We start from the raw sequence: 12,232 nt of genomic DNA, 5'->3' as shown, positions 1-12,232 counted from the left end.
AATGCGCTAGGCGCCCGGGGCAGTGCCGAAGGTTTCGCAGGGGATGTCGGCAGCGAAGAGGGCGTTGACGCGCTCGTGGCCGAGGTTCAGGCGCGCGGCGACCGGCTGCATATTCTCATGAACAACGCGGGCGTGACATGGGGCGCGCCGCTGGGGCAATTCCCCTTCCGGGCATGGGATAAGGTCATGGGCGTCAATGTTGCCGGCCTTTTCGATTTGACGCAAAAGCTGCTGCCTCTGTTACGGGCCGGGGCCACGGCGGATGATCCGGCACGGGTCGTAAACGTGGGCTCGGTCATGGGCGAGCGCGAGATGGGCGACGGAGCCTATAGCTACGCCGCCTCCAAAGCGGCGGTGATCCACCTGAGTAAAATCCTCGCTAAGGAACTGGCCGGGGAGGGGATCACAGTGAACGCGCTGGCGCCGGGGCCGTTTGTCTCGCGTATGACGGCCTTCGCCACACAAGATGAGACCACGCGCGAAGCCGTGGGCAAAGATGTCCCGCTTGGGCGTGTCGGCCGCGATGAAGATATCGCAGGCTGCATGCTGTTCCTCTGCGGGCGCGGCGGGGCTTATGTCACCGGTGCGGTGATCCCGGTCAGCGGCGGCATCAACGTGATGTCAGGCCCCAATATTTTTGAAAGAGCATTGTCATGACACATACGAAAACTCAGACGGAGACCGCCCATGCGTGACGACAGCCATCTACCCCAAGCCCTGCGCGGGCTGCGCCTGCCGCTGGTCGCCTCGCCGATGTTCATCCTTTCGGGGCCTGAGTTGGTCATCGCACAGTGTAAGGCCGGGATCGTCGGCTCTTTCCCGGCATTGAATGCCCGCGAGGCCGAGGGCGAGCCGCCGCTGCTCGATACGTGGTTGACCCAGATCACCGAGGCTTTGGACAAGCACAATCAAGAGAACCCGGACCGGCCTGCGGCGCCTTTTGCGGTGAACCAGATCGTGCACCGCTCCAACAGCCGGTTGGAGCGCGACCTTGAGATTTGCGTAAAGCATCGGGTGCCGATCTGGATCACCTCACTCGGCGCGCGGGTGGAGGTGAATGAGGCCGCGCATTCCTGTGGCGGCGTGGTGCTGCATGACATCATTAACAACCGCTTTGCCCGGAAGGCGATTGAGAAGGGCGCCGATGGGCTGATCGCCGTGGCCGCCGGGGCCGGGGGGCACGCGGGGCCACAGTCTCCCTTTGCGTTGATCCGCGAAATTCGCGAATGGTTCGATGGCCCGGTACTGCTCTCTGGGGCTTTGGCCACGGGCGAGGGGCTCTTGGCCGCGCGTGCCATGGGGGCGGATTTGGGCTATATGGGGTCGGCCTTTATCGCCACGCGAGAGGCCAACGCCGTGCCGGGTTACAAAGACATGATCGTCGCTGGCGGCGCGGATGACATCGTGACCTCTTCGCTCTTCACCGGGGTGTCGGGCAACTACCTGCGACCTTCGATTGAGGCGGCGGGGATGGACCCGGACAACCTGCCATCGGCGGATGCATCTTCGATGAACTTCGGCTCCGGCTCCTCCAAGCCCAAAGCGTGGAAGGAAATTTGGGGCGCGGGGCAGGGCATTGGCGCGGTCAAGCAAATCGGCGGGGTGGCTGAACTGGTGGACCGGATCGAGACCGAATACCGCACCGCTGGGGCCCGGTTGGCCGCGGAGTTTGCGCAATGAGCACGGATACGCAAACCTTGGACGAGGCGGCTGTCTGCCACTGGTTGGAAGCAAACCTGCCGGGCTTTGCCGGGCCGCTTGAAGTGACCAAGTTTCAGGCGGGCCAATCGAACCCCACCTTCCTGCTCTCGACCCCTGCGCATGACTATGTTCTGCGCCGCAAGCCCCCGGGAACGCTGTTGAAATCCGCCCATGCGGTGGACCGTGAGTTTCGGGTGCAAAGGGCGCTGGCCGACAGTCAGGTGCCGGTCGCGCGGATGCATCTGCTCTGTGAGGATGAGAGCGTCATCGGCTCGATGTTCTATGTCATGGACCATGTTCCGGGCCGCAATTTCAACGATCCGACCCTGCCGGAACTCACCCCGGCGGAGCGCGGCGCGGTCGTGGATGAGATGAACGGCGTGTTGGCCGCCTTGCATGAGGTCGATATCGACGCGGTTGGCCTGTCGGACTATGGCCCGCCGGGGAACTATTTTGAGCGGCAGGTGGGGCGCTGGTCAAAGCAGTACCGCGCGTCTGAGACAGAGCCACAGCCCGATATGGATGCGCTGATGCAGCGCTTGAGTGCCGAGTTGCCCGAAGATGACGGGCAGCGCACGTTGGTGCACGGGGACTACCGCATCGACAACATGATCTTTGATACCCATGGCACCGCCTGCCGCGCGGTTTTGGATTGGGAGCTTTCCACAATCGGTCACCCCTTTGCCGATCTCGCCGCAGTCATCATGCAATGGCAGATGCCCGTGGGGGCCGAGGGGCGCGGCTTGGCCGGGGTGGACCGCAAGGCGCTTGGTCTACCGACGGATGCGGAGTTTATCGCCGCCTATTGCCGCAGGCGCGGCCTAAAGGGGATCGACAACTTCGGCTATTACCTCGCCTTTTGCTTTTTCCGCATGGCCGCCATCATCCAAGGCGTGCTGAAGCGGGCGTTGGAGGGCAATGCCTCAAACCCCGAATATGGGCTGAAATTAGGGCAATATGTCCCGGTTTTTGCGCGCCACGGGTTAGAGGCGCTGGATCGCGACCGCTGACCGGGCGGCGGGCATTTTGGTGCTTGAGCTTTGGGGCGAAAACCTGTTGCTAGGGCCGTGAGACCCGGCCTGAAAGGATGACTCATGACCAATGCTGCGCGGCAATTGCTTGATCTGTTGGATATCGAACAGCTTGAGGTCGATCTGTTTCGCGGCACGGGCGCGGGGGGCGAGACCTCGATGCGGATCTTTGGGGGCCATGTCATCGCGCAGGCATTGATGGCCGCATATCGCACGGTGCCCGAGCGCGCGTGCCATTCGCTTCATGCCTATTTCATCCGGCCCGGGGACCCGAAGATTCCGGTGATCTATCAGGTCGACCGCGCCCGGGATGGGGGCAGTTTTACGACCCGGCGGGTGGTGGCGATCCAGCATGGCAAGCAGATCCTGAACCTGTCGGCGTCTTTTCAGGTGGAGGAGGAGGGGTTTGACTGGCAGCATGAGATGCCGCAGGTCTCCGCCCCCGAAAACTGGCCGGACCGACCTGAGTTGCGCGAGGCGTTTGCCGAGAAACTGCCCGAAAAATATCGCGGGGACTTTCTGCGCGAGCGACCCATCGAGATCCGGGAGGTCGAGCCGCGCGATTTCATGACGCCCGAAAAGGTCGACGACCGCAACTATCTGTGGTTCCGCATGGCCGCCGCCGAAGGCCAGAACCCGGTCATGCAGCACGCGCTTTTGGCCTATGCCTCTGATATGAATCTGCTGGGCTCGTCGCTGCGGCCCCATGGGCTCACGTGGTTTCAGGGCAAGGTGATGACGGCAAGTCTGGATCACGCCATGTGGTTCCACGCGCCGATCCGCTTTGACGAATGGCACCTTTACGCGCTGGATGCGCCGTTTACCGGCGGGGCGCGGGGATTTAATCGCGGGATGATTTACAATCAGAACGGGCAGTTGGTGGCGAGCGTAGCGCAAGAGGGGCTGCTGCGCCCGATACGTCCAAAAGGCGAAGGTTAAAGGCAGCCCCCTGAGGGGCTATGCCCGCTGTGCCGCCGGACAGGCATTTTCTAGCCGTCGTTCGGCCCCCCGAACCGCCGGTTTAGCCTGCGCATCCCGCCGATCCAGCGGTCATAATCCTGCGCCTTGCCTCGGATATAGTCGCGTACCTGTGGATGCGGCAGCACCAGAAACACCTCATCGCGGATCGCCTGCACGCAGGCGTCGGCCACGGGTTCCGGCTCAAGCATGCCGTCGATCGCGGCGACATGATCCTCCAGCCCGCGCATCATTTCGGTCCGCACCGCCTGGGGGCAAAGCACGGAAACCTTGATCCCATCATCGCCATAGGTCATCGCCAACCATTCAGCGAGGCCAACGGCGGCGTGTTTCGTCACCCCGTAAGGCGCGGCCCCGACCTGATTGAGCAGACCCGCTGCCGAAGCAGTGTTAAGCAAATAGCCTCCGCCCCGCGCGCGCATCAGCGGCACCAGATGCCGCGCGGCGCGCACATGGCTCATCACGTTGATCTCCCAGATGCGCTGCCAATCGGCATCCGGCACCTCGACCCCGCCCTCGACCGAGATGCCAGCGTTGGAGCAGAATAGATCAATCGGCCCAATGTCACGCTCGACGGTTTCGATCAGTTGGGCGATCTCGGCCTCGTGTGCAACATCGACGCGAGAGCCCGTGCCGCCAACCTCGGCCGCCGTCGCCTCGGCCCCCGGGCCGTCGATATCCACACAGACCAGGTGCGCTGGCGCTTCCTTGGCAAAGCGCAGGGCCATGGCCCGCCCGATGCCGCTGGCCGCCCCGGTGATGACGATGACGCGCCCCGCGAGTTCCATATCAGCTGTCGCCGTCAGAGCCGCGCGTGTTCGACGCCTGAAACGCCTTCACCTCGGCCCGCGCGATGACCTGATGGTGCACCTCATCCGGCCCATCGGCAAAGCGCAGTGCGCGCTGCCACGTGTACATGCCCGACAGAGGGCTCCACTGGCTCATCCCCGTGGCGCCATGCACCTGCATCGAGGCGTCAATGATCTCACAGGCTTTTTCTGGCACCAGCGCCTTAATCATGCTGACCCAGATGCGGGCCTCTTTGTTGCCCAGCACATCCATCGCTTTGGCCGCCTTCAACACCATTAGCCGCATCGCTTCGATGTCGATCCGCGCGCGGCTGATGGTCTCCATGTTCTTACCAAGGTCGATGATTTTCTTACCAAAGGCCTCACGCCCCAGCCCGCGTTCAATCATCAGATCCAGCGCCTTTTCCGCCGACCCGATGGAGCGCATGCAGTGATGAATCCGCCCCGGCCCAAGCCGCACCTGACTGATCTCGAACCCGCGGCCTTCGCCCCAAAGCACGTTTTCACGCGGTACGCGCACATCGGTGAACCGGATATGCATATGCCCATGCGGCGCGTCGTCATGGCCAAAGACATGCATCGGGCCAAGAATCTCCACCCCCGGCGTGTCCATCGGCACGAGGATCTGGCTCTGCTGGCGGAAGGTTTCAGCCTCGGGCGAGGTTTTCACCATGACGATCATGATCTTACAGCGTGGATCGCCCGCACCGGAGATATAGAATTTCTCGCCGTTGATTACCCAATCGTCGCCATCCAACACCGCGCTGGTAGAGATATTGCGCGCGTCCGAAGAGGCGACATCAGGCTCCGTCATCGCAAAGGCCGAACGGATTTCGCCCGCGAGCAGGGGCTTCAGCCATCGCTCCTTTTGCTCCGGCGTGCCGACACGCTCCAGCACCTCCATATTGCCGGTATCGGGCGCCGAGCAGTTCAGTGTTTCTGGGGCCAGGGGGCTTTTGCCCAGTTCAGCGGCGATATAGGCGTAATCAAGATTTGCCAGCCCTTCGCCGGTTTCCGCATTGGGCAGGAAGAAGTTCCACAACCCCGCTTCTCGCGCCTTTTGCTTGGCCCCATCAAGCAATTCCAATTGACCCGGCGCATAGGACCAACGGTCGGCGCGGCCTTCGCCAAGGCGAAAAAACTCCTCGGTGATCGGATCGACATTCTCGCGGATGTGCTTGGTAACAGCCGCCAAAAGCGGCTTGGCCTTTTCTGACATTTCGAGATTGTTCATGTCCAAGGTCTGATCGATCATCCTATGCTCCCGGTGATGATGGTTCGCGGTGCCGCCCGGTTCCTCCAAAGGCGGCCCTTTGGGGGGAGCCTATGCAATCGCTGCTAGCTTGCCAATCACGGGCAGGGGCACCACGCTTTACGCCGCGTCATTATGGCGTTGAAACCCGCGCGCAGGCGTTTAAGTTCAGGATATGACAGATGCATTGATCAAAGACGTTCTCACCCGCACCCGCCGCATCGCGGTGGTTGGCGTCTCTCCGAACCCGGCGCGGCCCAGCCACTATGTCGCTGAATATCTTCAGCAAAAGGGCTATGACGTGGTGCCGGTCAACCCCATGCATGCTGGCAAAGAGGTCTTTGGCAAGACCATCGTCGCCACTCTGGCTGAGATCGACCCGCCGGTGCAAATGGTCGACATCTTCCGCCGCTCCGAGGATGTGCCCCCCGTCGTCGATGAGGCGCTCGCGGCCTTTCCCGATCTGGAAACGATTTGGATGCAGATGGGGATCACCAATGCCGTAGCAGCGGCCAAGGCCGAAGCGCGTGGCGTGGATGTGATCCAAGACCGCTGCCCCAAGGTGGAAATCCCGCGTCTGCTCGGGTGATTACTTGCGCGCGGCCTTCTCAGCGATGCCCGAGGTCGACTGGCGGCGCGCCAGTTCATCCAGCACATCACTCAGCGGCACATCCCGCGCTGCCAGCATGACGAGTAGGTGATATAGCACATCCGCTGCTTCCGAGGTAAGCCCCCTCGGATCGTTCTTCACCGCCTCAATGATCGCCTCAACCGCTTCTTCGCCAAACTTCTCGGCGCATTTTTCAGGCCCTTTGGCCAGCAATTGCGCCGTCCAACTGCTTGAGGGATCAGCGCTTTTGCGGCTCAGAATGGTGGCGTAAAGATCATCAAGCGTCATGAAAGCCTCATTGGAATGCCTGCTGCGGCCATATGCTGCTTGGCCTCCTGCACGGTATATTCGCCAAAGTGAAAGATCGAGGCTGCCAGCACCGCCGAGGCACCGCCTTCGATCACCCCGTCCACGAGATGATCCAAATTGCCGACCCCGCCGGAGGCGATCACCGGCACCGACACGGCATCGGAAATGGCGCGGGTCAGCGGCAGGTTAAACCCCTGTTTGGTGCCATCACGGTCCATCGAGGTCAGGAGAATCTCCCCCGCGCCCTTGGCGGCCACGGTGCGGGCGAATTCGACCGCATCGATGCCCGTGGGCTTGCGACCGCCATGGGTGAAAATCTCCCATTTGCCGGGGCTTACGGTCTTGGCGTCAATCGCGCAGACGATGCATTGGCTGCCAAAATGATCCGCCGCTTCGGCGATCACATCCGGGTTCGCCACAGCGGCGGAGTTGAAACTGACCTTGTCGGCCCCCGCCAGCAGCAAGGCCCGCACATCCGCCACGGTTCGCACACCACCGCCCACGGTCAGCGGGATATAGCAATGCTCCGCCGTGCGAGTGACCAGATCGAACATCGTGCCGCGGTTTTCATGGGTGGCGTGGATATCAAGGAAACAGAGCTCATCCGCCCCAGCCGCATCATAGGCAATGGCGGCATCCACCGGATCGCCCGCATCCCGCAGGCCGACAAAGTTCACGCCCTTGACGACGCGCCCATCGGCCACGTCGAGACAGGGGATGATGCGGGTCTTTAGCATGGCTCAGCCCTTCAACATCTTCATGGCTTCGGTCAAATCGATGGCGCCGTCATAAAGCGCCCGACCCGAAATCGCGCCCTCGATCACCCCGGTGCCGCGCAGTGCGGCCAGATCTTCGAGCGACGAGACCCCTCCCGAGGCGATCACCGGGATCGAGACGGCGCGCGCCAGATCGGCCGTCGCCTCGACATTCGGCCCGCCCATCGCGCCATCGCGCATGATATCGGTATAGATAATCGCGGCCACGCCCGCGTCCTCAAAGGATTTCGCGAGATCGGTGGCCATGACATCGGTCTCCGTCGCCCAGCCCTTGGTTGCAACCCGGCCGCCCCGTGCATCGATTCCCACGGCAACATGACCGGGGAAGGCGGCGGCTGCCTCGCGGACCAGTTCAGGGTTCTCTACAGCAACGGTGCCCAGAATGACCCGCGCCAAGCCCTTATCCAGCCAGCTTTCGATCGTCGCCATATCGCGAATGCCACCGCCCAACTGCGCGGGCACCTTGCAGGCCTTCAAAATCGCCTCGACCGGGGCGGCGTTCACCGGCGTTCCGGCAAAGGCGCCATTAAGATCAACCAGATGCAGCCATTCGCAGCCCGCCTCGACGAAACTCAACGCCTGCGCGGCAGGATCGTCGTTGAAAACGGTAGCGCGGTCCATATCGCCATGCACGAGGCGCACGGCCTGACCGTCTTTGAGATCAATAGCGGGGTAGAGGATCATGGCCGGGCCCTTGTTCTGAACGTTGGTTTCCTTTTGCACGTCGCCAAGGATTTTGCAACGCGACCCTAGGTCAGTCTTGCCCGAAAGAAAGTTGTGTCTAACACTAAACCCAGATCGGGAGGAGAGATCATGAAACAGTTTTTTGCAGTGGCCCTTCTGGGCCTTGGCCTGACCGGTGCCGCCCATGCGGCGGATCCGGCAGTCGGTACATGGCAAACGCAGGTGGATGACGGCGCTTACGCCCATGTGAAAATGGCCCCCTGCGGCGGGGCGATCTGCGGCACTATCGCGCGCACGTTCAACGACAGCGGTGAGTATAAATCGCCCAATATCGGCAAAACGCTCGTTATCGATATGAAGCCCCAGGGCGGCGGCAAATACGCCGGTAAAGTATGGCGCCCGTCGAACGGCAAAATCTATATCGGCAAGATGGACGTCTCGGGCAAATCGCTCAAACTTTCGGGCTGCGTCGCGGGCGGGCTGATTTGTTCGAAACAGACCTGGGCGCGCCTTAAGTAACGCCGTTACCTCGATACGAAAGTCAGAAGGCGCGAGGAACGATCTCCGCGCCTTCTTTGCGTTTTGCGGAAGGCAAGCGCAGCGCAGAGGTATTTGTAAAAGGATGAAGTTGAAGAGGGTCTTTCTTCAACTTCATCCTTTCTTAAATACCGTCCGACGCTTCGACAGGCGCGGCGCTGGTTAAGGCGTCCAGTTCAAAAAGTTCGAGATCAGCCGCAGGCCGGTGGTTTGGCTTTTTTCAGGGTGGAACTGCATGCCCAGCATCGTATCGCGGCCAATAATCGCCGTGACCTCGCCGCCGTAATCGACATGGGCCAGCCGTTCGGCAGGGTTTGCTACAGCCATGTGGTAGCTGTGCACGAAATAGGTGTGATCACCGGTGTGCAGCCCGTCGAAGACCGCATGGTCATGATCGATCACCAAGTCGTTCCAGCCCATGTGAGGGACTTTAAGTTTCGGGTTCGCGGGGGTGATCTGGGTCACCTCTCCGCCGATCCAACCCAATCCCGGGGTGTCTTTGTATTCGCGGCCCATGCTGGCCATCAGCTGCATGCCGACACAGATGCCAAGGAAAGGGCGCCCCTTTTCCTCAACCGCTTCGACCATGGCTTCATAGAGGCCACCGGCGCCTTTCAGCGCTGCCATACAAGCCGGGAAGGCGCCATCGCCGGGCAGCACCAGACGGTCGGCGCGGGCGACGACCTCGGCGTCTGACGTCACGGTGACTTCGCCTGCGTCGTTTTCGCGGGCCATACGCTCAAAGGCTTTGTGGGCCGAGTGTAGATTTCCGGATTCGTAGTCGATGATTACTGTCAGCATTGGCTTACAAGGCGCCCTTGGTCGAGGGGATGGCATCCGCTTTGCGCGGGTCGGTTTCGACCGCCTCGCGCAGGGCGCGGGCGACCGATTTAAAGGCCGCTTCGGCGATATGGTGGCTGTTGAACCCGTGCAGCGCGTCGACATGCAGGGTGATGCCGCCGTGGGTGCTGAGTGCTTGGAAGAACTCACGCACCAGTTCGGTGTCGAATGTGCCGATGCTGCTGGTGGGGAAATCCACGTTCCAGATCAGGAAGGGCCGCGCAGAGAGGTCGAGCGCGCAGCGGATTTGCGCGTCGTCCATCGCCAATAGGCAAGACCCGTAGCGGCGGATGCCGCGTTTGTCGCCGAGCGCTTGGGTCAGTGCTTGGCCCAGCGTGATGCCTACGTCTTCGACCGTGTGGTGATCATCGATGTGCAGATCGCCTTTGGCGCGCACCGTGATATCGATCAGCGAGTGGCGCGACAATTGGTCGAGCATATGGTCAAAGAAACCCACGCCGGTCTCATTGTCATAGCGGCCACTGCCGTCGAGATTGATCTCGACCGTGATGTCGGTTTCGGCGGTGGTGCGGGTCAGGGTGCTGCGACGCATAGGGCATCTCCGAAGGCAATTGCTGCGCCCTTATAGCAGGGCATGCCGCCACGCCAAGCCCAAGCAGTGAAGCACCTTTAGCCTGCATGGGCGCGATCGGGGATTGCGGGGGCAGGGTCCATATGTCAGCTTGAACCAAATCCCAGAAAGAGGCGCGACATGACCACCTGCGTATTCATCCAGATCCGCTGCCGACCGGGCACGACCTATCGTGTTGCCGAGGAAATCGCCCTGCGCGAAATTCATTCCGAGCTTTATTCCACCTCTGGTGAATATGACCTGCTGATGAAGCTTTATATCCCCAAGGGGGAGGATGTGGGCGTCTACATCAACGACAACCTGTTGGACATCGAAGGCATTGAGCGGTCCTTGACCACGATGACCTTCAAGGTCTTTTGAGGTGCCGCGCAGGTTCTCTCTAACTGCGGTTACGGTTTTTGCTTTGTCCTTTGGCGCGCTGGCCCATCCCGGCATAGCGACAGCGGGCACACGTATCTATGAGGGGCGCGAGGCCGCCGCTTTGCGCTGCGCCAACACGCTGGCCCTGACGGCGATGGCGCTTTCTTCGGCGGAGCTGATCGGGGAGGGGGAGAAAAACGTGATGCTGGGCGTCACCGTGCGCATCCTTGACCGACATGTTGAGGGCAGTTGGGCCCAGAAACGTGCAGCGATGGAGGTAATGCGCGACCGGCGCAGCGTGCCGGACACATTGGAAGATTACCGCCGCATCGCCGAGCGTTGTCTGGTGCAATTCCCCATCAACTGAATGCAAAAACCCGCCGGTGAGGCGGGTCTTTCATGGGGCATCCGCCTTGGCTCAATGCGCGGCAGAGACGGAGGGTTTCTCGGTCGGGGAGGTGTCGAGTTTCACCTTCTGGCGCATCGTCACACGGCGAATGGCGCGGTCGAATGTCTTTCTGACCCGCTGGGTGCGGCTGGCGTTGGGCTGGATCGGGCCGCCCACAGACAGCATTACCGATAGTGGGCTGTTGTCGTCATAGCGCAGGTCCATCCCGTCAAGCTCGCCTTGAATGAGCACTTCGATCTCGGGCCATGCGGGCAAGCTGTCGCCTGTCACGATGCACAGCAGCGTGCCAGACCCATTGTGGGTCATCAGCAGTTGCGGGCAATCGACCACACGCGCGATCGCTTGGGCGGCAGAGGTAACGGCGCGGGCGAATTCGCGGGTGTTGCAGGTCGCGTAAAGCTCATCGATATGTTCGATCTTCACGGCGAAAACCTGGCAGATATCAAGGTGCTGGCGCGACAATTGCGACAGGTAATTGCCCAAGGAGAAGGGGAGCACCAACTGCTCGACCCCGTTGATATGCACAGGATCGGCCAGTGCGAAATCATGGGCGCCGGGCTCTCCGGCTTCTTTCAGATGATGCGGGTCAAGGCGCGGGGCACGCTGGGTGTTTTCCAACATCCGCTCGGCGATATGCACGCGGGTTGCAATGTCTTTTACATCAAATGGTTTGGTCACATAGTCGTTGGCCCCAGCGGCAAAAGCGCTTTCGATCGCGGTCGCGTCGGCGCGCGAGGTCACCATCAAGATCGGCGTGTCTTGATAAGCCTCCAGCGTGCGGATGCGGCGGCATAGGGTGATGCCGTCCATTTCGGGCATTTCGATATCCAAGAGCAGGCAATCAAAATGGTCTTTGGTGGTTTCGAGCAGTTCCAAAGCGGCAGCGCCGGAATCGGCCAGTGTCAGATAGGGATAATCAGCTTCGCGGAAAACGACGGGCAGCAATTCGCGGATAAAAGGGTCATCGTCGACGGCAAGAATTTTCATTTTTGGCACCTCTTTCGTGGGGCAGACGGGCAGTCCGGGTGTCTTTATAATCTGTTCACATTTAGTCGTATAAACCCGGCGAAATTGTGACGTTGCTGCACCAATAGCTTGTGCCGTTCCGTTAAATATTAACCATATTTTGGAGTTCCGCGAAACCATTGAATTCGCAGCCTGTGGCGGCCGCACGCCCTTGTTTTCCCGCATCGCGGGAGGTGATTTGGCGGATATTGTGCAGAGTTTTGGGCGTGGAAATGCAGATTGGAGAGCCAAAACAGGGCGAGAATATGCGGTTCTTGTGAACGTGGGGAGTTTCGCGCTGCGACTCGCCTTCACGATTGGGTGATCGAGGGAAACTTT

Annotated in this window: 16 protein-coding genes; 8 read left to right on the top strand and 8 right to left on the bottom strand. The window is 61.0% G+C overall.

Annotated elements, in window-relative coordinates; all coding sequences use genetic code 11:
• The 4 genes from A3722_RS06430 to A3722_RS06415 form a co-directional block, all read left to right on the top strand.
• Positions 1-657: SDR family oxidoreductase (locus A3722_RS06430; protein WP_067916006.1), on the top strand; the 657-nt coding region annotated here is incomplete at its 5' end.
• Between the two features lie 30 nt (positions 658-687).
• Positions 688-1,680 (top strand): NAD(P)H-dependent flavin oxidoreductase, encoded by a 993-nt coding sequence (locus A3722_RS06425; RefSeq protein ID WP_067629314.1) that lies wholly within the window; start codon positions 688-690, stop codon positions 1,678-1,680.
• Complete coding sequence (locus A3722_RS06420; protein ID WP_067629316.1) at positions 1,677-2,711, top strand: phosphotransferase family protein; 1,035 nt, start codon at positions 1,677-1,679, stop codon at positions 2,709-2,711. The genes A3722_RS06425 and A3722_RS06420 overlap by 4 nt, the downstream gene beginning before the upstream one ends.
• 84 nt (positions 2,712-2,795) lie before the next feature.
• Positions 2,796-3,671 carry an acyl-CoA thioesterase gene (locus A3722_RS06415; protein ID WP_067629318.1) on the top strand — a complete coding sequence of 292 codons (876 nt, stop codon included), beginning with the start codon at positions 2,796-2,798 and terminating at the stop codon, positions 3,669-3,671.
• A gap of 50 nt (positions 3,672-3,721) precedes the next feature.
• On the opposite strand, the gene A3722_RS06410 is transcribed toward A3722_RS06415, so the two are convergent.
• Both A3722_RS06410 and A3722_RS06405 read right to left on the bottom strand, forming a co-directional pair.
• Entirely contained in the window at positions 3,722-4,498 is a 777-nt protein-coding gene (locus A3722_RS06410) for an SDR family NAD(P)-dependent oxidoreductase (RefSeq protein ID WP_067629320.1), read from the bottom strand.
• A 1-nt stretch (position 4,499) separates the two neighbouring features.
• Positions 4,500-5,774 (bottom strand): acyl-CoA dehydrogenase family protein, encoded by a 1,275-nt coding sequence (locus A3722_RS06405; protein ID WP_416153212.1) that lies wholly within the window; start codon positions 5,772-5,774, stop codon positions 4,500-4,502.
• A 172-nt stretch (positions 5,775-5,946) separates the two neighbouring features.
• Here A3722_RS06405 and A3722_RS06400 point away from each other — a divergent pair, with 172 nt between their 5' ends.
• Positions 5,947-6,360, top strand: a complete 414-nt coding sequence (locus A3722_RS06400; protein WP_067629322.1) for a CoA-binding protein — start codon at positions 5,947-5,949, stop codon at positions 6,358-6,360.
• Here A3722_RS06400 and A3722_RS06395 read toward each other — a convergent pair whose 3' ends face one another.
• Genes A3722_RS06395 through hisA form a run of 3 tightly spaced genes read right to left on the bottom strand, consistent with a single transcriptional unit; the run spans position 6,361 to position 8,150 of the window.
• On the bottom strand, positions 6,361-6,669 hold the full coding sequence (locus A3722_RS06395; RefSeq protein WP_067629324.1) for a phosphoribosyl-ATP diphosphatase: 309 nt from the start codon (positions 6,667-6,669) through the stop codon (positions 6,361-6,363).
• A complete protein-coding gene (gene hisF, locus A3722_RS06390; RefSeq protein WP_067265192.1) occupies positions 6,666-7,427 on the bottom strand; it encodes an imidazole glycerol phosphate synthase subunit HisF in 762 nt (253 codons plus the stop codon). The genes A3722_RS06395 and hisF overlap by 4 nt, the downstream gene beginning before the upstream one ends.
• 3 nt (positions 7,428-7,430) lie before the next feature.
• Complete coding sequence (hisA, locus tag A3722_RS06385) at positions 7,431-8,150, bottom strand: 1-(5-phosphoribosyl)-5-[(5-phosphoribosylamino)methylideneamino]imidazole-4-carboxamide isomerase (RefSeq protein ID WP_067629326.1); 720 nt, start codon at positions 8,148-8,150, stop codon at positions 7,431-7,433.
• A 129-nt stretch (positions 8,151-8,279) separates the two neighbouring features.
• On the opposite strand from hisA, the gene A3722_RS06380 reads away from it, so the two are divergent.
• A complete protein-coding gene (locus tag A3722_RS06380; protein WP_067629328.1) occupies positions 8,280-8,669 on the top strand; it encodes a DUF2147 domain-containing protein in 390 nt (129 codons plus the stop codon).
• 180 nt (positions 8,670-8,849) lie between these two features.
• On the opposite strand, the gene hisH is transcribed toward A3722_RS06380, so the two are convergent.
• Both hisH and hisB read right to left on the bottom strand, forming a co-directional pair.
• Positions 8,850-9,488, bottom strand: coding sequence for an imidazole glycerol phosphate synthase subunit HisH (gene hisH, locus A3722_RS06375; RefSeq protein WP_067629330.1), 639 nt, complete (start codon positions 9,486-9,488; stop codon positions 8,850-8,852).
• A gap of 4 nt (positions 9,489-9,492) precedes the next feature.
• A complete protein-coding gene (gene hisB, locus A3722_RS06370) occupies positions 9,493-10,080 on the bottom strand; it encodes an imidazoleglycerol-phosphate dehydratase HisB (RefSeq protein WP_067629332.1) in 588 nt (195 codons plus the stop codon).
• A gap of 159 nt (positions 10,081-10,239) precedes the next feature.
• Here hisB and A3722_RS06365 point away from each other — a divergent pair, with 159 nt between their 5' ends.
• A complete protein-coding gene (locus tag A3722_RS06365; protein ID WP_007120503.1) occupies positions 10,240-10,479 on the top strand; it encodes an Lrp/AsnC family transcriptional regulator in 240 nt (79 codons plus the stop codon).
• A 1-nt stretch (position 10,480) separates the two neighbouring features.
• A complete protein-coding gene (locus A3722_RS06360; protein WP_082849372.1) occupies positions 10,481-10,846 on the top strand; it encodes a hypothetical protein in 366 nt (121 codons plus the stop codon).
• Positions 10,847-10,897: 51 nt separating this feature from the next.
• On the opposite strand, the gene A3722_RS06355 is transcribed toward A3722_RS06360, so the two are convergent.
• A complete protein-coding gene (locus A3722_RS06355) occupies positions 10,898-11,875 on the bottom strand; it encodes a response regulator (protein ID WP_067629334.1) in 978 nt (325 codons plus the stop codon).
• Positions 11,876-12,232: the final 357 nt, after the last annotated feature.

Origin of the sequence: Sulfitobacter sp. HI0027 (assembly GCF_001634775.1) — a bacterium.
Lineage (GTDB): Bacteria > Pseudomonadota > Alphaproteobacteria > Rhodobacterales > Rhodobacteraceae > Sulfitobacter.
This window is presented reverse-complemented; position numbering and strand designations above follow the sequence as displayed.